Here is a 20,646-nt window from a genome sequence, read left to right on the forward strand (position 1 = left end):
CGGGCTGGTCGCCTGTCATGATTTGTCACCGAATAGGCGCTTGCCCGGCAGGCCGGCTGCGCTATGCTGGGACTTTAGCTTGCAGTACCTTGAATCCCATCATGGATAGCCTTGCCTCCCCCATGCCTGCCGCCGCGCAGGATCACGCCGCCCGCATGCGTTGGCGCGTGGAAGAGATCGACTGGAACGGCATCGACCATGCCCGTATCGCCGATGATGAGCTGCTGTTCTATCTGTTGACCAGCGCGTCGTTTATTGAATCCGGTTCGGACCTGTACACGCGTAACCTGATTGGCCACTACGCCCGCTGGCCCGAGGTGGCGCAATGGCTGGGCGCGCACTGGGAGCAGGAAGAACTGCAGCACGGTCGCGCCTTTGCCGCCTACGTGCAGGCGGCCTGGCCGCAGTTTCCGTGGCAGCAGGCCTTCGAGGGGTTCATGGCCGAGTACGGCCCGATGTGCACGGTGGAAGAGCTGGATCCGGAGCCGGCGCTGGAAATGGCGGCGCGCTGCGTGGTCGAAATGGGCACCACTACCTACTACCACACGCTGCGCGAGCTCAGCGACGAGCCGGTGCTGACCGGCTTGCTGAGCCAGGTGCGCGCCGACGAGGTCAACCATTACAAGCACTTCCTCGCCTATTTCCGCCAGCTGTCGGCGCAGCAGCCGGTGTCACGCCTGCGCGTGGCGCGCGTGCTCTACCAGCGCCTGCTGGAACTGCGCGAAAGCGATTCGGATGTGGCACTGCGTCATGTCTGGGCGCACAAGGGGCCGATGTTTGCCAACGGTGCGCAGAGTTATGAGGCGATCAGCGAGCGCATCTACCAGACCGTGAGCCGCCAGTTGCCGGCCGATCTGGCGGTGCGCATGCTGCTCAAGCCCTTGCAATTGCCGACGCGGCTGGAGCAGTGGATTAGCCCGACGCTGGTGCGGGTGGCACGGCGGGTGGTGGCTTCGTGAGGCAGAATGAGAACTGCCATCTGGGTGATGGCAGTGATACAGCCAAGTGATGCGGGCTGGGTCGAAAGATGCCCAGTGTCAGATGGCTGGATCACACTTCACGTGATACAGCGAAGTGATACAAGCAGGGGATGGTGACCTGTGGTGATTCAAGGTGTTGAAAGACAACAGGAAATTGGAAAAGGGTGACGAGCCTTGACCCCGGCACTGGCTACACAGTTAGGGCTGCTTGGTTCCCCACCTGACCCGGTTGGCCGCTTCACCATGCGGGAAGGCCCGTCGCCCACCATTGTAGACCAGGATGCCCACTGTAACCGTAACAGGGGGCATCGATTGTCTGCTTCTGCGTTTACGAGGCTGACAGTTTCATCAATACCAGGCCGGAGACGATCAGCACGGCGGCGACCAGGCGCATGGCCGTGAGTGGCTCTCCCAGTATCACGATGCCGACGATGAAGGCGCCCACGGAACCGATGCCGGTCCAGATCGTGTAGGCAGTGCCAAGCGGCAGCGTACGCATGGCGACGCTGAGCAGCCAGAAGCTCAAGGCCATGGCGACCAGCGTGACGAGCGAGGGGGTGAGACGGGTGAAACCGTGCGACAGCTTCATGCTGGTGGCCCAGACGATTTCGAGCAGGCCGGCGAGCAAGAGGGCAATCCATGCCATGAGGGGACTCCTTTCCAGGGTGTGGTCGGGTCGTCCCGCAACATGTGCCCGGAATGGGGGAGGTCGTCCTCCTGCAAATGAAAATGGTAGCAGATCGCTCAGCGGCTGGCCAGCTGGCGGTCGCGGATTTCCAGCGCCTGCGGATTCACCAGATTGATCGGCTTGCCATCCAGCCAGGCCAGGATGCTGTCAAAGGCCTGGCTGAAATACAGCTCGTAGCTTTCCTGCTCGACATAGCCGATATGCGGCGTGCACAGGCAGTTTTCCAGGCGCAGCAGGGCCTGGCCCTGCAGTACCGGTTCGTTCTCGAATACGTCGATGGCGGCCATGCCGGGACGGCCACGGTTGAGTGCGGTAATCAGGGCATCGGGCTGCAACAGTTCGGCGCGCGCGGTGTTGACCAGGGTGGCGGTCGGCTTCATGCGCAGCAGGTCTTCCAGGCGCACCGTGCCGCGCGTTTCGGGCGTCAGGCGCAGGTGCAGGCTCAGATAGTCACTGTCAGCAAACAGCTGCTCCTGGCTCAGGGCCGGGGTGTAGCCGAGTTGTGCGGCCTCGTTGCGGGCACGATCGCTGCCGCCTACCAGGACCTGCATGCCAAAGGCCTTGCCGTAGCCGGCGACCAGCTTGCCGATCTGGCCAAAGCCCCACAGGCCGAGTGTCTTGCCGCGTAGCACGGTGCCGATGCCGAAATTGGGCGGCATGGAAGACGCCTTGAGACCGGACTGCTGCCAGACGCCATGGCGCAGATTGGCCATGTAGTGTGGAATACGGCGGCTGGCGGCCATGATCAGGCCCCAGGTCAACTCGGCGGCGGCGTAGGGCGAGCCGGTACCGGCCGCCACGGCAATGCCGAGGTCGGTACAGGCGTTGAGATCCAGATGGTCACCCACGCGGCCGGTCTGCACGATGAGCTTGAGGCGCGGCAGTTTTTCCAGCAGCGAGCGGTTGAGAGCGGTGCGCTCACGGATCAGGACGATGATGTCGGCATCTTTCAGGCGTACCGACAGCTGGCCGATGCCCTTGACGGTGTTGGTGTACACCTTGGCGTTAAAGGCATCCAGCTTGTGGGCGCAGGGCAGCTTGCGCACGGCGTCCTGATAATCGTCCAGAATCACAATGTTCATGCGCACATTGTGCACAAAGCTGAAGTAAAAACAGCGATGACAAGGCGCAAATTTGCATTCACTGCCGAAAGCTTGCAATTTGAAACACTTGCGGGCGCGCCCCCGATGTGTTGCCAGTTTCAGTCGTGGCTTGACGCGACAGTGAGGCGCACGCGACTGGCTATTGCCAGCGTGCGCGTGCCACTTCAGCCCAGACGCAGGAATTGCTCTTCCTGGGCCACCAGTTGCTCCAGCTGCTGGCATACCTCGGACAGCTTGCCGCTCAGGTAGAGGTGCTCGAGTGTAACTGCAGCTAGCTGACGCGGATGGCCGCCAGTTTGCAGGGCCGGTGTGCGGCCTGCGGCATACAGGCGGGAAGGCGGGCGGGTCGCTGCTGTGGCGGGTACCAGCTGCAGTGTGGCTTGAGACTGCTGGCTAGCCTGGCGCAGGGCCAGGCGGGCGGCCGCGCTGTAGGGCCGCGTTGCTGGCAGTTGCGGACGCGTCGCTGCGGTGGTGTTGGCTGGCTTGTAGGCCTGGCTTTCATCGCGCAGGATGGCCATGGGGCGCTGGGCAGCTTCAGACTGCTGGCCGGTGAACCAGTTGCGGATGGCCTGGAAGGTGGTATTGGCATTCATGGTGGTGCTCCTATGGGCTTGTGGTGACACATAGGCAGGATTGGGAATGCTGGCTGACCGCAAGGGTTGTCCCTGCCACCCGTGAGGCAGCATCAACAACGCCCGCCACCTTGTGGCAGCCTGGGAAAAGGGGTGTGCTTAAGGAATGTGCTTACATGAGCACGCTGTTGCGGATCAGGCCAACGGCCAGACCTTCGATGGCGAAGGGTTCGCCGGGCTGGACCACGATGGTGGGGTAGTCCGGATTTTCTGCGTGCAGGGCGATGTGGTCGGGGCGGCGCTCGTAGCGCTTGACGGTGACCTCGTCACCGACGCGGGCGACGACGATCTGGCCGTTGCGCACGTTTTGCGTGGCCTGCACGGCGAGCAGGTCGCCATCGAGGATGCCGACATCGCGCATGGACATGCCGCGTACCTGCAGCAGATAGTCAGGCTTGTGGGCAAACAGCGTGGGGGCGACGTGGTAGACCGTATCGACATGCTCCTGTGCCAATACCGGCGAGCCGGCGGCGACACGGCCAACGAGTGGCAGCGCCAGTTGCGACAGGGCTTCAAGCATGCCAGGCTGGGCATCGCCTTCGGGGTGGCGCAGGCGAATACCGCGTGAGGTGCCGCTGACCAGTTCGATGGCGCCCTTGCGAGCCAGCGCCTGCAGGTGTTCTTCTGCAGCGTTGGCCGACTTGAAGCCGAGTTCGGCTGCAATTTCGGCACGCGTGGGAGGCGCGCCGGTATTGGCAATGGCCTGCTGGATCAGGTCCAGGATCTGTTGCTGGCGAGCGGTGAGTTTGATCGCGGGTTTCATAGTCTACACTGCCGGTTAGGGGTCTGGGGATGCATACATGCTGTTTGCACATACAGTACCTGTATTTTTAACCAGCTTTTTGCCTTTGGCAAGAGGAAATCGCCCAAATGGAAAAAATTGTTGTTTTGGCCACAGGTGGCACGATTGCCGGCGAGGCTGCCAGTGCGGCCGAAGCCGTTGCCTACCAGGCCGCGCAACGCCCGGTTGCAGCCCTGCTGGAGGCCGCGCAGGCGCTAGGCGACGGGCGCCATGCGCTGGAGGCACGGCAGCTAGTGCAGATTGACAGCAAGGACATGGAAATTGCTATCTGGCAGCAGCTGGCACAGGCCTGTGCCGATGCGCTGGCACGACCGGATGTGCGTGCCGTGGTGATTACGCATGGCACCGATACGCTGGAAGAAACCGCCTACTTCCTGCAACGGGTGCTGGCTGCAGCGCCAGGCAGCTGGCAGCAACAGGGCAAGGCGGTGGTGCTGACGGCGGCGATGCGTCCGGCCACGGCGCGCCTCAGCGATGGCCCGCAGAACCTGGCCGATGCCCTGACGCTGGCGGCAGATGCGCGGGCCTGTGGCGTGCTGGCCGTGGTGGCGGGCAAGGTGTTTGCTGCCAGCGAGGTCAGCAAGATCCATCCTTATCGGCTGGATGCGTTTTCTCCCGGTGATGCCGGCCTGCTGGCGTGGATGGAAGAGGGTAGCGTGCGCTGGCTGCGTACGGCAGCGCCCTGGCCGCAGGCGGATAGCCGCTTGTGGCGCCAGGTGCAGGACACGCCGGCCAGCGACTGGCCCTGGGTGGAGCTGCTGGCCAGCCATGCCTGCAGCAGTGCGCGCGCGCTACAGGCGCTGTTGCAGGCGGGAGTGCACGGGCTGGTGCTGTCGGGCACCGGCAATGCCACCCTGCACCACAGCCTGGAGCAGGCGGCTACGCTGGCGCAGCAGCAGGGTGTGCCGGTCTGGCGCAGCAGCCGCTGCCTGGCTGGCCATGTCGTGCCTGGAGCGGCCGCAGCTGTCCCGCTGGCGCTGGAGGATGGCTTGCCGCTGACGCCGGTCAAGGCGCGCATCGCCTTGTTACTGGATTTGCTGCTGAAGGCCAGTTGAGCGGATGCCGGTCAGCCGGCGGCATGCTGCAGTACCTGTTGCAGCGCTGGTCGCAACGGAGCCAGACAAGCCAGTTCGCGAATCCACGGTGCCAGTATGCGCAACTGCCGGCCTGGCATGACCGCGGTCATGTCCATGCCGACATGGTCGGTCTGCCCAGGTTGCAAGCAGGGCATGGGCTGGCTGTCATGCAGGCTGAAGTAGCGGTCGTGGATCAGGCAGGATTGCCGCACCATGCACCAGACCCGGTCGCGCAGGAACCACTGGTCGATATTGGCAGTTTCCACCGCGCCGGAGTGGTAGGCGAGCAGCATGGGTGCCAACGGCGGCAGCACTCCGGCCACGCCACCCCACATGCCGGCCAGCATCAGGTCGGTATGGCTCCACCAGTCGCGCATGGTGTGGAACCAGCGCCCGGAATCCAGCCATTCGCGTACTGCCTGCTCTTCACGGGGATTGATGACGGAATCGGCATCACGGCAGAGAAAATAGCCGACGCCCGGGTCATTTGCTACCTGGAAGCGCCAGCACAGGCGCTCGCGCAGGCTTTGCCCGGTCGGCTGCCGGCGTACGTCCACACCGAGCTGTTCCAGCGCTATAACGTAATCGGCAGGGACCGAATCGTCCAGGTAGCAGCGCAGCTCCCAGCCGGGGTAGATCACCGGTGCCATCAGTGCGTTCTGCAGCAGGCCCAGCAGGTAACGTGGCTGCTTGCCCCAGAGCGAGAAGGCGATCACGTGCTGCTTGCCGGACTGCAAGGCCAGCTCGGACGGCTTGCCAGCGGGCAGTTGCCAGCCAGGCGTGGCAGACGGCTGGGCCTGGTCCTTGATGCGCAGCGAGGTGCTGCCGGCCTCGCGTGCTTCTTCCAGTTGGCCAATACGTCGTAGCGAAGCGGCCAGCACGTCCCAGGCGAGTGCGTTGTCCGCCTGCAGCCGGGCAGCCTTGCGGGCATACTCCACGGCCTGTTCCAGCTGGCCGGCCTTGCTGCAGCAGGTCGCCATATTGGCCAGGATGGCCGGATCGTCAGGGCATTGTGCCAATGCCTGTGCCGTGATCGTGGCGGCAGACCGGTAGTCCTGCTGGCCGTAAAAGTAGTACGCCAGCTGCTGCAGCATGTCGACCGGCTTGGTACTGCCCAGGGTATTCAGGTGAGCAATCAGGGTCTGGATCGCTTGCGCCTGCCGACCCTGCAACCAGTGGTCCTGGCTGGGGTGATGCCATTTTTTTGGGTGCGATGTCGAAGCCATGTTGCCTGCAATAAAAAAGGAGCTGCAGGCAGCTCCTTGGGGTGTCAGATCAGCCGATCAGTTCGCCAGCGCAGCAAACGCAGCCTGGGTGATCTCGTCAACGCTGCCCATGCCGTTGATGGCACGGTACTTGGGCGCAGCTGCCGGGTCTTCCTTGGCCCAGTTGCTGTAGTAGTCGACCAGCGGACGGGTCTGTTGGCTGTAGACGTCCAGGCGCTTCTTGACGGTCTCTTCCTTGTCGTCATCGCGCTGCACCAGCGGTTCGCCAGTGATGTCGTCCACGCCTTCGGTCTTCGGCGGGTTGAACTTGACGTGGTAGGTACGGCCGGAAGCAGGGTGGCTGCGGCGGCCGCTCATGCGTTCGATGATGGCATCGAAGGGCACGTCGATTTCCAGCACGTAGTCCAGCTTGACGCCGGCTTCCTTCATGGCTTCGGCCTGCGGGATGGTGCGCGGGAAACCGTCGAACAGGAAACCATTGGCGCAGTCGGCTTCGGCGATGCGCTCTTTCACCAGGTTGATGATCAGGTCGTCGCTGACCAGACCGCCGGCGTCCATCACCTTCTTGGCTTCCAGGCCCAGCGGCGTGCCGGCCTTGACGGCAGCGCGCAGCATGTCGCCGGTGGAGATCTGCGGGATGCCGTATTTCTGGCAGATGAAGTTGGCTTGCGTGCCCTTGCCGGCGCCGGGTGCGCCCAGGAGAATCAGTTTCATAGGTGGATCCTTGGTCTGGTTCGGAGCCCGGAATCAGGTCCGGGATGCTTGTTTGTCATGGGTGACCCGCAGGTCACCTGTCTTCCTCCCGCACCGCCTGGCGCAAGGGAACACCCAAGAATACCATGGCAACCAGCTGTAGCAACAGTTTGTCCGGGCGTGATATTCAGGGTTTGCCCGGATGGGCTCAGCCGAGCTGCGCCAGGCGCATCACTTCACGCGAGAGTGCGGCCTTGCCTTCGGCCAGCATGGCGCGATGGCGATCCAGCCGACCCAGGTCGTACAGGTAGTTGACCATCAGGCCCCAGGACTGGCGCTGGCCCTTGGCCGAAGGGTCAGCCAGCCAATGCACATGCTCGAGCCGGGCACCGTTGCCGAGGTGGAAGCGCGCTACTGGATCAAGCGGTTGGCCGCGTTCGTTCAGGCTGCTCAGGTAGCGCGCCGCCGCGCCGCGCAGCAGTTGCTGCGCCGGGTGATTGGCGTCGCGCGGCAGGGTGCTGTCGATCTTGGCCGGCCACTGGCGCATCCAGTCGGCTTCGGACAGGCCGCTGGCCTCGACCAGCGGCTGGCGCAGCTTGGGCGTGGTGGCTTGCGCCACGCTTTCGGCATTCTGTTCCTGCTCCAGCCACTTGCGGAAACCGGGAATCGGCGACAGCGTGGCAAAGCGCTTGATCTGCGGCAGTTCGGTCTGCAGCGCCTCGACCACGCGCTTGATCAGCGAATCGCCAAAGCCGACGCCGCGCAGGCCGGTCTGGGTGTTGCTGATGGAGTAGAAGATGGCGGTGTTGGCACGGGCCAGATCGACATCGCCGGCGCTGACGTCCAGCAGCGGCACCATGTTGTCGGCCAGCTCGCGCGTGAGCGCGACCTCGACAAAGATCAGCGGCTCGTTGGGCAGGCGCTGGTGGAAGAAGGCGAAACAGCGGCGATCGTGGTCCAGCCGGTTCTTGGCATCGTCCCAGCTGACGATATCGTGCACTGCCTCGTACTTGATCAGTTTTTCGATCAGCGATGCGGGTGAATCCCAGTTGATGGTCTGCAACTGCAGGAAGCCGATATCGAACCAGCCGGTGAACAGGTGCTCCAGCTCGGCGTCCAGCGGCAGCAGCGCCGGTTCGCGCTTGAGCTGGGGCATCAGTTCGGTGCGCAGGTCCAGCAGGAAGCGCATGCCGTGGCGGGTGGCGCTGATGCGCTGCAGCAGACGTGTGCGCGGCGAATGGAAAGCCTTGCGCAGGCGGATTTCGGCCTGGGCTTCTTCTGCCGTGCCGAGGGCGGCATCGTACTGCTGCTTGGCCTGGCGTACCTTGGCGGTATCGGGCGCAAACTGCTCGGTCATCAGGCGCCAGGCGTCGGCGCGCGATTCCGCATCGGCCTGCAGGTACCAGTCGACAAAGGGCTGCGCCTGGCGGATCGCCTCGGCCTCGCTGATGCGCGGCTCGACAATCGCCTGCAGCTCGGCCAGCAGCTTGCGCAAGTTGCGCGGACTCAGCTGTTCCGGCTCCACGCGCAGGTAGGCGTCCATGCGCTCCTGGGTGGAGCGGGTGGGGGTGCGCGGATCGGGCTTGTTGCCCTGGCGTGGTGCATCGACCAGGCCGCTCATGCCCACGGTTGACAGCGCCTGGGGCAGCAGGCGGGCCAGTTGGCGGCTGAAGGTGCTGCTGGGGGAGCTGGTGGTGGGCATGGTTTTCTCCTGTGTCTGTGAATGATCTCTGTAGCTGGGGATGGTCAGGAATGCTTCAACCGGGATCGGCTCAATCCAGCGGCTGGCGTTCGAACACCAGATCCCAGACGCCGTGGCCAAGGCGCAGGCCGCGGTTCTCGAACTTGGTCAGCGGGCGGTAGTGCGGCTTGTCGGCGTAGCCGTGCGCGTGCGGGCTGGTGTTGCGCAGCATGACCTCGGCACCGAGCACTTCCAGCATCTGTTCGGCATAGGGCTGCCAGTCGGTGGCGCAGTGGATATAGCCGCCCGGCGCCAGCCGTTCGGCCAGCTTGCGTACCAGCGGTGGCTGGATCAGGCGGCGCTTGTTGTGGCGCTTCTTGTGCCAGGGGTCGGGGAAAAACACGTGCACGCCGTGCAGGCTGCCATGCGGCAGCATCTGGTCGATCACCTCGACGGCATCGTGCGCGCAGATGCGGATGTTCTGCAGGCCTTGTTCGCCGATGCGCTTGAGCAGCGCGCCCACGCCGGGTTCGTGCACTTCGCAGCAGAGGAAGTTGGTGTCGGGCAGCACACCGGCGATATGTGCCGTGGCTTCGCCCATGCCAAAGCCGATTTCCAGCACCACGGGGGCCTGGCGGCCAAAGGCCTGCTCCATGTCGAGTGCTTCGGCGGTGTAGGGTTGCAGGAAGCGATCACCGAATTCGGCGTAGGCCTTGGCCTGACCGGTGGTGACGCGGCCGGTGCGGCGCACAAAGCTGCGGATGGTGCGCGGATGCGCCACGCCCTCGGGGGCAGGAGCGGCATCGGAAGAATCGGGGGTGGGCAGGGACGGGGTATCGGAGCTCATGAAGTCTCTTGAAGCCAGCAATGCAGGGAGGCCGCCTCTTGGGCGACCTGGTCAGACTGCATCGTACCCGATGCGCGCCGGGATCGGCAGTGCCGATGCGCCGACAGGACGCTGAATCAGCTCAGTCCTCGCTTTCTTCCTCGTCGTCTTCGTCGTCGTAGTAATCGTAGGGCAGCGGCTGGCCCTGCAGTTCGTTGATCAGGGCTTCGCGGTAGTGGGCCAGGCGCTCGGCCAGCGCGCCCACTTCGGAGCTGTCGCAATCGACGATGTCACCCACCAGCAGGTCGGGCTGGGTGGACAGGATGGTTTCGATGTAGCGGTCGGCCAGATCGGCGGCGGCCAGCAGCTTGCTTGTATCGCTCATGGGAATCTCCTCGTGCATCGGGTGGACAGGGCGGGCATGATGCAGATGCCACCCGGCTACCGTAGCAGTGCGGCATGACGCGGGCGTGACTCCGGGGTGACGGCGGGTATCTGCCGGTTACGGATAGCGTTGCTGCCAGTGCGGAATCCAGCTGGCGAGCAGGGCGTCCAGCGTGCTGGCCGACTGCGCTGGCAGGTTGAGTGCCTGGGCGGCCAGCTGCAGGTTGTCCATTTCCTGTCCGGCCGGCAGCGGCTGCGCCGCATTCTGCTTGGACAACTTTTCGCCATTCGGGCCCAGCACCAGCGGCGTGTGCAGGTAGCGTGGCGCCGGCAGGCCGAGCGCCTGCTGCAGCACGATCTGGCGCGCGGTGTTGTCGGCCAGGTCCTCGCCGCGCACCACATCGGTGATGCCTTGCAGCGCGTCGTCCACCACCACCGCCAGCTGGTAGGCCCAGAGGCCATCGGCACGACGCAGCACGAAGTCGCCCACGGCTTGCAGCACCGGCTGCTGCTGCGCGCCCAGCCGGCGATCTTGCCAGTGCACGCTGCCATCGGGCGGTAGGCCGATGCGTTGCAGGCAGGCCGCGACATCGAGCCGCCAGGCGCGCGCCGGCTTGCCCTGCAGCCCGCCACGTGAGGGGTGGCAGGTGCCGGGGTAGACCAGTTCGCCATGGCGCGCCTGCTGCTGGCCGCTGGCAGCCAGCGCCGTCGCAATGTCCTTGCGCGAGCAGCCGCAGGGGTAGGCCAGTCCGGTATCGATCAGTTGTTGCAGCGCCTGTTCGTAATGGGCACTGCGTTCTGATTGCAGTACCGGAGTCTCATCCGGATGCAGACCGTGGTCATGCAGCTGCTGCAGGATTTGCGCGCTGTACGCCGGGCTGCAGCGCGGCGTGTCCACATCCTCGATACGCACCAGCCAGCGTCCGCCATGGGCGCGCGCATCCAGCCAGCTGGCCAGTGCGGCGACCAGTGAGCCGGCGTGCAGCGCGCCGGTGGGGGAGGGGGCGAATCGACCGATATACATGAGGCAGCCGGCAGTGTAGCAAGTGCCTCAGCAACGCTGGCGCTGGTGGCCGGCGAGCAGCGCGCATTGCGTGGCCGGGCTGTCCAGCTGCTGTAGCCACCATTGCAGTGCCTGGCCTTGCAGCTGCTTGCCACGGTGCCAGGCGTAGTAGCTGGAAAAATGGGTTTCGTGCTGTTCCTGCGCCAGCTCCTTGCGCACCAGCGCACCGCGATCCAGATGCGGCTGCACCAGATGCAGCGGCACATGGCCGACGCCGATGCCGCAGAGCTGGGCCGTGATCTTGGTCGCCATGTTCGGTACCGCCAGCACGTCCTGGCCCGCCAGCAGGCCAACGGTGCGCCCTTGGCCGCGCGAGGCGCTATCGGCCACGGCGACGGCGCGATACTGCAGCAGGTCATCCGGCGTCAGCGGCCGGTCGATCGCCGCCAACGGGTGGCTGGCCGCCACCGCATAGACGAATTCCACATCGCCCAGATGGCGCGCCTCGATCAGGTGGTCGTTCCAGCCGGTATCGAGCACCACGCCAATAGCGAGATCGGCCTGGCCCAGACTCAGCGCCTCCAGCGTGCCGCTCATCACCTCTTCGCGGATGCGGATGCGCGTGGGCGCGCCCAGCTCGAAAAACGCCTGGCACAGCTCCAGCACGGTGCCGCTATCGATCAGGTTGTCCATCACGATGCTCAGGTGCGATTCCCAGCCGGTGGCGATGCGGCGCACGCGCTGGGCAATGCGGCCGGTTTCGGTCAGCAGGCGCGCACCTTCCTGCAGCAGCTCCAGGCCGGCAGCGGTGGGAATGGCGCGGCGCCCCTGGCGGTTGAACAGCAGCACGTCGAGCGCGTCTTCCAGCTGGCGCACGCGGTAGCTGAGCGCGCTGGGCACCAGATCCAGTTCGCGCGCGGCAGCGGCAAAACTGCCGTGATCGGTAATCGCCTGCAGCATGCGCAGATTGGCCGGGTTGAGCTGGTCGTGCAGGTGGTCCAGATTCATGGTTCAAAAAATTTGAATGTTGACATCAATATAGATCGTTATTGATTGATGGGACGAGTTCTACCATACACATCGTGGTTCGGCCAAGACGGGCTGCACCAGTTTTCACTCATTATTTTTCATACAGGTAATCATCATGTCCCAAACCACTGCTTTCCAGACTGCCTCTTCTTCGTCCAGCACCGCTGCCGATTCCGCCAACCTGATCGGCCGCCTGCTGCTGGCAGCGCTGTTCCTGCCTGCCGGTATCAGCAAGCTGACCGGTTTTGCCGGTACCGTGGGCTATATCCAGTCCGTCGGCATGCCCCTGCCAGAACTGGCCGCCATCGTCGGTGCAGCGGTTGAAATCCTCGGCGCGCTGGCCCTGATCGTCGGCTTCCGTACCCGCATTGCCGCGCTGGTGCTGGGCGGCTTCACGCTGGTGGCGAGCTTCTTCTTCCACGCCTACTGGTCTGCCCCGGCTGATGCGCAAATGGTGCAACAGCTGCTGTTCAACAAGAACATCGCTGTGGTGGGTGGCCTGCTGGTGCTGGCAGCCGCAGGTGCCGGTCGCCTGTCACTGGACGCACGCCGCGCCTGAGAGTTTGCTAAGCTAGCTGCCTGATTGTTTTCAGGAGCAGCTGCCCATGTCCGCCAAGATTGTTGTCGTCTACCATTCCGGCTACGGCCATACCCAGCGCATGGCGCAGGCCGTGGCCGACGGTGCCGGGGCCCGCGCCATCGCCATTGATGCCGATGGCAACCTGCCTGAACCGGCCTGGAAGCTGCTGGATGCGGCAGACGCCATCATTCTTGGCGCACCCACCTACATGGCCGGCCCGAGCTGGCAGTTCAAGCGCTTTGCCGATGCCACCTCCAAGAAGTGGTTCGTGCAGGCCTGGAAAGACAAGCTGTTTGGCGGCTTTACCAACAGCGCCGGCATGAACGGCGACAAGCAGGTCACGCTGCAGTACCTGCAGTCGCTGGCCAGCCAGCATGGCGGCCTCTGGGTCAGCCTGGGCCAGCTGCCCGCCAGCCACAAGGAGGCCGGCCGCAACGATCCCAACTACCTCGGTGCCTACGCCGGTGCCATGGCGCAGACGCCATCTGACGCCAGCGTGGAAGAGATGCTGCAAGGCGATCTGGATACCGCGCGGGCCTATGGCGAGCGCGTGGCTGCTGCTGCGGCGCGCTGGCAGCAAGGCTGAGTGCAATCACTTGCCTGCCATGGGTGCTTTGCAGACCGGGCAGCACCCATGGGCTACCATGACCCTCACCCACTGAACCCATCCTGTGTGAGGAGCAATCCATGGATACCTGGCTCGATTCCCTGATCACCGACACCCCGCAACAAGGCTTCGAGCTGGCGATCACGCTCAGCCGCCGCGGCGTCAAGTACACCCAGCCTGATCCGGTCGTACTGAAGGAGTTGCGTGCCCATTACGCCAACTCTGCCGATGCGCTGACCGCGGCATCGCATGTGGTCGCGGTCAACTTCCAGACTGTGGCTGCAGCCAACAACTACTGGCGCAAGTGACAAACCCTCCGGGCGCGGACGGCAGCAGGCCCGGCCGCTAAAATGCCCGGATGTTTGTCCATCTCCGCCTCCACTCCGAATTTTCTGTCGTCGACGGCACCGTCCGTATCGATGACGCCGTAGCCGCTGCCGCCAAAGACGGCCAGCCGGCCATGGCTCTGACCGATCTGAACAACATGTTTGGCGCGGTCAAGTTCTACAAGACGGCGCAGAAGAAGGGCGTGCAGCCGATTCTGGGCGCGGAGGTGATGCTGGAAGACCTGCTGCCGCCCGTCAAGGACCGTCCGCTGCCGCGCGTGCTGCTGCTGGCGCAGGGGCACCAGGGCTATCTCAACCTGTGCGAGCTGCTGTCGCGTGGCTGGATCCACGTTGGCAACAAGGCCCAGGCCAGCCTGCGCTGGGAATGGTTGCAGGAGCTGTCCGATGACCTGATCATGCTGTCGGGCGCGCAGGCCGGTCCGCTTGGCCCGGCCTTGCTCGCCGGCGATCCGGAGCAGGCGCATGACGTGGCCATGCAATGCGTGCAGGCTTTTCCGAACCGTTTCTACCTGGAGCTGCAGCGTGCCGGCCGCAGCACCGACGAACCGCATGTGATCGCCGCCGTGCAGCTGGCGCAGCGCATGCAGCTGCCGGTGGTGGCCACGCACCCGATCCAGTTCCAGTCCCCGGCCGAGTTTGAGGCGCACGAGGCCCGCGTCTGTATCGCCGAAGGCGAAATCCTGGGCAACCAGCGTCGTCCGCGCCATTTCACGCAGCAGCAGTATTTCCACAGCAGCGCGCAGATGCAGGCGCTGTTTGCCGATATTCCCTCGGCGCTGGAAAACACCGTCGAGATTGCGAAGCGCACGCACCTGACGCTGACGCTGGGCAAGGCGCAGCTGCCGGACTACCCGATCCCCGATGGCCTGACCATGGACGAGTACTTCCGCCAGCTCTCCTACGAGGGGCTGGAGCAGCGCCTGCAGCATCTCTACCCCGATGTGGCGAAGCGCGATGCCGAACGCCCGCGTTACGTGGAGCGGCTGGAGTTCGAACTCGGCACCATCATCAAGATGGGTTTTCCGGGCTACTTCCTGATCGTGCAGGACTTCATCAACTGGGCCAAGGACAACGGCTGCCCGGTGGGGCCGGGCCGTGGCTCCGGTGCCGGTTCGCTGGTCGCCTACGTGCTCAAGATTACCGACCTGGATCCGCTCGAATACAACCTGCTGTTCGAGCGATTCCTGAACCCGGAACGGGTCTCCATGCCCGACTTCGATATCGACTTCTGCCAGACCAACCGTGACCGCGTGATCGATTACGTGAAGGACAAGTACGGCCGCGCTGCAGTGAGCCAGATTGCCACCTTCGGCACCATGGCGGCGCGTGCCGCGATCCGTGACGTTGGCCGCGTGCTGGACCTGAGCTACACCTTTTGCGACGGCATCAGCAAGCTGATCCCGAACAAGCCGGGCAAGCCGGTAACGATCCAGTATCCGCCCGCTGGCCTGAGCGGCGAGGCGCTGGAAAAATACGCGATTGCCGCCGAGCCGCAGCTGGCCGAGCGCATCGAGAACGATGACGAGGTCCGCACGCTGATCGAGATGGCGCAGAAGCTCGAAGGCATGACGCGCAACATCGGCATGCACGCCGGTGGCGTGCTGATTGCGCCGGGCAAGCTGACCGATTTCTGCCCGCTGTACCAGCAGCCCGGCAGCGATTCCGCCGTGAGCCAGTACGACAAGGACGACGTGGAAGCGGTTGGCCTGGTCAAGTTCGACTTTCTGGGGCTGGCCACGCTGACCATCATGGAGCTGGCGCGCGAGTTCATCCGCAAGCGCCACAAGGGCCGCGAGGACTTCAGCTTTGACGACATCCCGCTGGACGACAAGCCGACCTACCAGCTGTTCCAGGATGGCAAGACCGAAGCCGTGTTCCAGTTTGAAAGCCGCGGCATGCAGGGCATGCTGCGCGATGCGCGTCCGACGCGACTGGAAGACCTGATTGCGCTCAACGCGCTGTATCGCCCCGGCCCGATGGACCTGATTCCCAGCTTCGTGGCGCGCAAGCACGGGCGCGAGGAGGTCGAATATCCGCATCCGCTGGTGGCCGACATGCTGAGCGAGACCTACGGCATCATGGTGTATCAGGAACAGGTGATGCTGACGGCGCAGATCCTCGGCGGCTACACGCTGGGCGGCGCCGACTTGCTGCGCCGCGCCATGGGCAAGAAGAAGGCTGAGGAGATGGCCGAACACCGCCTGATCTTCCGCAAGGGTGCGGCCGAGAACGGCATCAGCGAGCAGAAGGCCGACGAGATCTTCGACCTGATGGAGAAGTTCGCAGGCTACGGCTTCAACAAGTCGCACGCCGCCGCCTATTCGCTGCTGGCCTACCAGACCGGCTGGCTCAAGGTGCACTACACGGCCGAATTCTTCTGCGCCAACATGACGGTGGAAATGGACAACACCGACAAGCTCAAGGTGCTGTACGAAGATGCCTGCAAGATGGGCATGGGCTTCGAGCTGCCGGACGTGAACCGCAGCAACTATCGCTTTGAGCCGGTCACGGATCAGGTGATCCGCTACGGCCTGGGCGCGATCAAGGGCACTGGTGAAAACGCCATCAAGGCGATCACCGATGCGCGCGAGGAGGGCGGGCCGTTCACTAGCCTGTTCGACTTCTGCAACCGCGTTGATCGCACGCGTCTGAACAAGCGCACGGTGGAGGCACTGATCCGTGGCGGTGCCTTTGACAGCCTGCACCTGAACCGTGCCGAGCTGATTGCCAGCGTCGATCTGGCGTTTGAATTTGCCGCCACCCAGGCCGCCAACGCCAACCAGGGCGGCCTGTTCGACATGCTCGATGGCCCTGGCTCCAGCACTGACGAGCCGCCGCTGGTCGAGGCGGCGCCCTGGGGCATCAAGGAGCGGCTGGTGCAGGAAAAGACCGCCATCGGTTTCTTCCTGTCCGGCCACCTGTTTGACGAGCACGAAATCGAAATCCGCCGCTTTGCGCGCACCCGCCTGGACGACCTGAGCGACAGCCGCGACACCGTGGTGCTGGCCGGCATCGTCAGCGATTTCCGCGTCATCAATGGCCGCAGCGGCAAGCTGGCGCTGTTCAAGCTGGATGACAAGTCGGCAGTGTATGAAGTCAGCGCCGACGAGCAGGTCTGGGGTCGCCAGCCCAGCCTGCTCAAGGACGATGCGTTGATCATCGTGCAGGCAGTCACGCGCTTTGACCGCTTCAGCGGCAACCTGCGCCTGAACCTGGAGCAGATCTGGGATCTGCCCTCGGCGCGCGTGCGCTTTGGCAAGTACCTGCTGGCCAGCGTGCAGCTGGCGGGCGATGCCGCCGGCCCGGACCTGCAGCGCGTGCTGCGCGAGCATCCGGCCAAACGCGAGATACTCGATACCGGCGATGAAATCGTGCGCGGCCTGCCGGTGCGCCTGCAGGTGCAGCAGTACTATCCGGACGAGCAGGTGCAGGGCATGCTCAAGCTCGGCGATGCCGCGCGCTTCTATCCGAGCGATGCGGCATTGGCGGGCTGGATGGCGCTGCTGCCGCGTGGGGATGTGCGGGTCGTGTACGAGTGAAGGGCGGGTGACGGGTTTGACAATCCGTCCTGTTCTGGGATGATGGGAAACAATAGCATTGCTACTGTTTTTGCTCATCTATGGCAGTCATAGTCCGGATTGGTCCCATGCGCCCCTCTGTAGCCCTTCGCCACCAACGTCAGGCCGTACTGGCCGCAGCACGGCGCTTCCGCATGTCGCATCCGCGCGTATTCGGTTCGGTGCTGCACGGCACTGATGCAGATGGCAGCGATCTGGATCTGCTGGTGGAAGTGCAGCCGGGCGTGACCCTGTTTGATCTGGGCGGTTTTCAGGACGAAGTACAGCAAATCCTGGGCGTGCAGGTTGATGTGCTGACGCCAGGCGACCTGCCAGCGAAATTCCGCGCCGCTGTCTTGTCCGAGGCACAGCCGGTATGAGCCAGAACCGCTTGCCGGATTATGTCCAGCACATGCAGCAGGCGGCTGCAGATGCCTGCTCTTTCGTGGAAGGGCTGGGCAAGGATGACTTTCTGCAGGACAAGCGCACCCAGCAAGCCGTCATCATGAGCCTGATTATTCTGGGCGAAGCGGCGACCAAGGTTATGTATGCCTATCCGGGTTTTGCTGCCCAGAATGCCAGCATTCCCTGGCGCAACATGCGGGGCATGCGCAATCGCATCGCTCACGGCTACTTTGATATCAATCTGGAGGTGGTCTGGGATACGGTACAGCTGGCCTTGCCACAACTCCTGGGTGACTTGCCGGCTGTGCACCAGGCAGCCCTTCAGCAGGCCTGATCGCGGCAGGGATCAACCCGGCCGAAGCTCCAGCACAATGGTGGCCGGCACGCTACCATCCACATCCTTGGGCAGGGTGCGCGTGCGGTCTACCGCGCGCAGGGCGGCCTGGTCCCAGGCCTTGATCCCGCTTGGGCGGACGATGCGGCGACCGATGATGGTGCCGTCAGGGGCGGCACGTACCTCGATGTCGGTGCGCGGATTGTCGCGATCGTAATCGTTGTAGATGATGTTGGGACGTACCTTGGCGCGGACTTTTGCGGCGTAGCCGGCCGACGGCCCGCCCCTGCTGCGTGCGGCCTGTCCACCGCCCTGGGTGCCCTTGGCCTGGGCAGAGCCAGTGCCTGATCCGCTGCCACCCGCCTGTGCCTGTAACCGCGCCATCTGCGCGGCATGGTCTGCTGCATCGGCGCGCGCGCGCGCAGCAGCGGCGGCATCGGCCTTGCGTTTTTCTGCCGTGGCGGCTGCGGCTTGTTGCTGTTTGCGCGCCTCTGCCTGCTTGCGGTCGGCTTCGGCCTTGTCTCGGGCGGCCTGCTGGCGCTGTTGCTCCTGCTGTTTGCGTGCTTCTGCCTGCTTGCGCTCGGCCTCGGCCTTGTCACGCGCCGCCTGCTGGCGTTGCTGTTCCTGCTGCTTGCGGGCATCGGCCTGGCGCTGTTCCTGTTCCTTGCGGCGGCGTTCGGCGATGTCGGCATCGCGTTGGGCTTGCGCGTGTGCCTGCGCGGCGGCGGCCTGGCCCTCGGCTTGTGCTGCCTTGCGTGCTTCAGCTGCTTCGGCCTGACGCTGCTGGGCAGCCGCGGCGCGCTCGGCGGCCGCCTGCTGGCGTTGTTCGGCCTGGCGTTGTGCTGCAGCGGCTTGCGCCTGCAGTTCAGTGGGGCTGGGAGCCGCAGCTGGCGGCTGCTCCGGCGGCGGGCCGGCATCGCCTCGTGCCCCTTCCTGCTCTGGCTGCGCATCCCAGATTTCGGCAACAAAGCCACTGTCCTGCGGGGCGGTCTTCCATTGCAATCCCAGCGCCAGCAGGCCGATCAGCGTGCCATGCACCAGCAGCGCACCCAGCAGCGGCAGGCCGCGCCGTGGCGTGGCCGGCGGCATCAGCTGCGCATGAGACATCTGCAGGCTGTTCATGTCCCGGATCAGCGCGCCGCGACCGGCTGTACTGCCAGCGCTATGCGCTGCACGCCGGCCTGTTTCAGCTGGCTGTAGACTTGCATCACGCTGTCGTATTGCAGCGTCTTGTCGGCGCTGATCAGCACCGGCACATCGGCCTGGCCGGCCTGGGCCGCCTGCACGGCGCTGGCCAGATCGGTTGTTGTCACGGTCTGCGGCTGGCCCTGGCGATCACGGCCAACGCTGATGGTACCGTCTGCCGTCAGCACTATGCGCACCGCGTCCTGCTGCTGGCTGGCGCTGCTGCCGACACTGGGCAGATCGACGCGTGAAGGCTGGATCATCGGCGCGGTGACCATGAAGATGATCAGCAGCACCAGCATCACGTCGATGAACGGGACCATGTTGATCTCGTTCATGGCACGGCGGCGACGGTGGCGGGGCGCAAATCCGGGCATGACAGGCTCCGCTCAGTGCGCCGCAGCGTGGCTCTGGCGCTGCAGGATGTTGAGGAACTCCTCGGCAAAGGTTTCCATGGCCACCGACTGGCGATCGATATCGCGGCTGAAATGGTTGTAGGCCAGCACCGCCGGAATCGCGGCGAACAGGCCGAGTGCGGTGGCCACCAGGGCTTCGGCGATGCCGGGCGCGACGCTGGCCAGCGTCACCTGTTCCATGGCCGACAGGCCGGTAAAGGCGTGCATGATGCCCCAGACCGTGCCAAACAGGCCGATATAGGGCGAAATGGAGCCGACCGAAGCCAGGAAGGACAGCTTGCCTTCCAGCGTATCCAGCTCGCGCTGGTAGCTGGCGCGCATGGCGCGGCGCGTGCCGTCCAGCGTGGTGGCATCGTCCACCTGGCGCTCGCGCTGCTTGAGAAATTCGCGCATGCCGCTGGCGAACATGCGTTCCAGTGGACCGGCCAGCTTGGCATTCTGGCTGGCGGCAGCGTGCAGTTCCTGCAGGCCCTTGCCGGACCAGAAGTCGCGGTCAAATTCGGCGTTTTGCGTGCGCGAGCGGCGCAGCTGGCCGATCTTGGCAAAAATTGCGGCCCAGCTGGCTACCGATATCACCAGCAGCATGGCCATTACGGCCTGCACGATCCAGCTGGCATTCAGCACCAGCTGCAGGATATTCATGTCGTTGTTCATTCCGGTCCTTGTTGGCCACCTTCAGGCGGCACCATCCTCGAGTGCCTGCAGCAGATCGACCGGCATGCGCGCCGACTGCATGCGCTCGGCGTTCACCCAGCCGATGCGGATAGTGCCTTCGCACAGCAGCGGCCCGTCCGGGGCACCCAGCCGTGCACTCTGGCCGATCACGACCGAGGCGCGGCCCAGCTGCAGCGGCGTGGCACTGACGCAGAGCACATCGTCCAGTCGTGCCGGACGGTGGTACTTCATTTCGGTGCCGGTGACCACGAACATGCCGCCGGTCTGCTCGCGCAGCGCCTGCTGTTCGATGCCCTTGGCGCGCAGCCATTCGGTGCGTGCCCGCTCGAAGAATTTCAGGTAGTTAGCATAGAAGACGATGCCGCCGGCATCGGTGTCTTCCCAGTAAACGCGGATGGCAAAGTGAAACATGATGTT

23 protein-coding genes and 1 other RNA gene are annotated in these 20,646 nt (G+C 64.5%); 8 read left to right on the forward strand and 16 right to left on the reverse strand.

The window, feature by feature from the left end; genetic code table 11:
• Positions 1-101: 101 nt before the first annotated feature.
• Complete coding sequence (locus ACI3EV_RS03405) at positions 102-959, forward strand: ferritin-like domain-containing protein (protein ID WP_329769895.1); 858 nt, start codon at positions 102-104, stop codon at positions 957-959.
• Positions 960-1,143: 184 nt separating this feature from the next.
• Here the strand turns inward: ACI3EV_RS03405 and ffs are convergent.
• The 5 genes from ffs to lexA all read right to left on the reverse strand — a co-directional run bounded on the left by ffs (position 1,144) and on the right by lexA (position 4,166).
• Positions 1,144-1,240, reverse strand: an RNA gene (ffs, locus tag ACI3EV_RS03410) — signal recognition particle sRNA small type.
• Positions 1,241-1,308: 68 nt separating this feature from the next.
• Positions 1,309-1,626 (reverse strand): quaternary ammonium compound efflux SMR transporter SugE, encoded by a 318-nt coding sequence (gene sugE, locus ACI3EV_RS03415; RefSeq protein ID WP_337690923.1) that lies wholly within the window; start codon positions 1,624-1,626, stop codon positions 1,309-1,311.
• 98 nt (positions 1,627-1,724) lie between these two features.
• Positions 1,725-2,750, reverse strand: coding sequence for a D-2-hydroxyacid dehydrogenase family protein (locus ACI3EV_RS03420; protein ID WP_329769893.1), 1,026 nt, complete (start codon positions 2,748-2,750; stop codon positions 1,725-1,727).
• Between the two features lie 185 nt (positions 2,751-2,935).
• A complete protein-coding gene (locus ACI3EV_RS03425) occupies positions 2,936-3,364 on the reverse strand; it encodes a hypothetical protein (protein ID WP_329769892.1) in 429 nt (142 codons plus the stop codon).
• A gap of 151 nt (positions 3,365-3,515) precedes the next feature.
• On the reverse strand, positions 3,516-4,166 hold the full coding sequence (gene lexA, locus ACI3EV_RS03430) for a transcriptional repressor LexA (protein WP_329769891.1): 651 nt from the start codon (positions 4,164-4,166) through the stop codon (positions 3,516-3,518).
• 107 nt (positions 4,167-4,273) lie between these two features.
• On the opposite strand from lexA, the gene ACI3EV_RS03435 reads away from it, so the two are divergent.
• Entirely contained in the window at positions 4,274-5,260 is a 987-nt protein-coding gene (locus ACI3EV_RS03435; protein ID WP_329769890.1) for an asparaginase, read from the forward strand.
• Between the two features lie 11 nt (positions 5,261-5,271).
• On the opposite strand, the gene ACI3EV_RS03440 is transcribed toward ACI3EV_RS03435, so the two are convergent.
• The 7 genes from ACI3EV_RS03440 to ACI3EV_RS03470 form a co-directional block, all read right to left on the reverse strand.
• Positions 5,272-6,507: a tetratricopeptide repeat protein gene (locus ACI3EV_RS03440; protein ID WP_329769889.1), complete on the reverse strand. Its 1,236-nt coding sequence runs from the start codon at positions 6,505-6,507 to the stop codon at positions 5,272-5,274.
• Between the two features lie 57 nt (positions 6,508-6,564).
• Positions 6,565-7,221: an adenylate kinase gene (gene adk, locus ACI3EV_RS03445; protein ID WP_329769888.1), complete on the reverse strand. Its 657-nt coding sequence runs from the start codon at positions 7,219-7,221 to the stop codon at positions 6,565-6,567.
• 187 nt (positions 7,222-7,408) lie between these two features.
• A complete protein-coding gene (locus ACI3EV_RS03450; RefSeq protein ID WP_329769887.1) occupies positions 7,409-8,902 on the reverse strand; it encodes a malonyl-CoA decarboxylase in 1,494 nt (497 codons plus the stop codon).
• Positions 8,903-8,972: 70 nt separating this feature from the next.
• Positions 8,973-9,728: a tRNA (guanosine(46)-N7)-methyltransferase TrmB gene (gene trmB / locus ACI3EV_RS03455; protein ID WP_337690917.1), complete on the reverse strand. Its 756-nt coding sequence runs from the start codon at positions 9,726-9,728 to the stop codon at positions 8,973-8,975.
• Between the two features lie 121 nt (positions 9,729-9,849).
• Positions 9,850-10,092, reverse strand: a complete 243-nt coding sequence (locus ACI3EV_RS03460) for a hypothetical protein (protein WP_329769885.1) — start codon at positions 10,090-10,092, stop codon at positions 9,850-9,852.
• Between the two features lie 117 nt (positions 10,093-10,209).
• Entirely contained in the window at positions 10,210-11,115 is a 906-nt protein-coding gene (gene gluQRS / locus ACI3EV_RS03465; protein ID WP_337690915.1) for a tRNA glutamyl-Q(34) synthetase GluQRS, read from the reverse strand.
• A gap of 27 nt (positions 11,116-11,142) precedes the next feature.
• Positions 11,143-12,102, reverse strand: a complete 960-nt coding sequence (locus tag ACI3EV_RS03470; RefSeq protein ID WP_337690913.1) for a LysR family transcriptional regulator — start codon at positions 12,100-12,102, stop codon at positions 11,143-11,145.
• A 136-nt stretch (positions 12,103-12,238) separates the two neighbouring features.
• Between ACI3EV_RS03470 and ACI3EV_RS03475 the strand changes: the two genes are divergently transcribed.
• The 6 genes from ACI3EV_RS03475 to ACI3EV_RS03500 all read left to right on the forward strand — a co-directional run bounded on the left by ACI3EV_RS03475 (position 12,239) and on the right by ACI3EV_RS03500 (position 17,953).
• The gene (locus tag ACI3EV_RS03475) at positions 12,239-12,682 is read left to right on the forward strand and encodes a DoxX family protein (protein ID WP_329769882.1); all 444 of its coding nucleotides are present in this window, start codon (positions 12,239-12,241) and stop codon (positions 12,680-12,682) included.
• A gap of 46 nt (positions 12,683-12,728) precedes the next feature.
• The gene (locus tag ACI3EV_RS03480) at positions 12,729-13,289 is read left to right on the forward strand and encodes a flavodoxin family protein (RefSeq protein ID WP_337690911.1); all 561 of its coding nucleotides are present in this window, start codon (positions 12,729-12,731) and stop codon (positions 13,287-13,289) included.
• A gap of 101 nt (positions 13,290-13,390) precedes the next feature.
• Positions 13,391-13,618, forward strand: coding sequence for a hexameric tyrosine-coordinated heme protein (locus ACI3EV_RS03485; protein ID WP_329769880.1), 228 nt, complete (start codon positions 13,391-13,393; stop codon positions 13,616-13,618).
• A gap of 50 nt (positions 13,619-13,668) precedes the next feature.
• A complete protein-coding gene (dnaE, locus tag ACI3EV_RS03490) occupies positions 13,669-17,196 on the forward strand; it encodes a DNA polymerase III subunit alpha (protein WP_337690908.1) in 3,528 nt (1,175 codons plus the stop codon).
• Positions 17,197-17,303: 107 nt separating this feature from the next.
• Complete coding sequence (locus ACI3EV_RS03495; RefSeq protein WP_329769878.1) at positions 17,304-17,594, forward strand: nucleotidyltransferase family protein; 291 nt, start codon at positions 17,304-17,306, stop codon at positions 17,592-17,594.
• On the forward strand, positions 17,591-17,953 hold the full coding sequence (locus ACI3EV_RS03500) for a DUF86 domain-containing protein (protein WP_329769877.1): 363 nt from the start codon (positions 17,591-17,593) through the stop codon (positions 17,951-17,953). Before ACI3EV_RS03495 ends, ACI3EV_RS03500 begins: the two co-directional genes overlap by 4 nt.
• 12 nt (positions 17,954-17,965) lie before the next feature.
• Here the strand turns inward: ACI3EV_RS03500 and tolA are convergent, their stop codons facing one another.
• The 4 genes from tolA to ACI3EV_RS03520 are packed head-to-tail and all read right to left on the reverse strand — an operon-like array spanning position 17,966 to position 20,643.
• Positions 17,966-19,075, reverse strand: a complete 1,110-nt coding sequence (gene tolA, locus ACI3EV_RS03505) for a cell envelope integrity protein TolA (RefSeq protein ID WP_337690902.1) — start codon at positions 19,073-19,075, stop codon at positions 17,966-17,968.
• Positions 19,076-19,083: 8 nt separating this feature from the next.
• Positions 19,084-19,515: a protein TolR gene (tolR, locus tag ACI3EV_RS03510; RefSeq protein WP_337690900.1), complete on the reverse strand. Its 432-nt coding sequence runs from the start codon at positions 19,513-19,515 to the stop codon at positions 19,084-19,086.
• Positions 19,516-19,527: 12 nt separating this feature from the next.
• Positions 19,528-20,208 (reverse strand): protein TolQ, encoded by a 681-nt coding sequence (tolQ, locus tag ACI3EV_RS03515; RefSeq protein ID WP_337690898.1) that lies wholly within the window; start codon positions 20,206-20,208, stop codon positions 19,528-19,530.
• A 21-nt stretch (positions 20,209-20,229) separates the two neighbouring features.
• Positions 20,230-20,643, reverse strand: coding sequence for a YbgC/FadM family acyl-CoA thioesterase (locus ACI3EV_RS03520; RefSeq protein WP_337690966.1), 414 nt, complete (start codon positions 20,641-20,643; stop codon positions 20,230-20,232).
• Positions 20,644-20,646: the final 3 nt, after the last annotated feature.

Source organism: Allobrachymonas wangyanguii (assembly GCF_045055315.1).
In the GTDB taxonomy this organism is placed as follows: Bacteria; Pseudomonadota; Gammaproteobacteria; order Burkholderiales; family Burkholderiaceae_C; genus Brachymonas; species Brachymonas wangyanguii.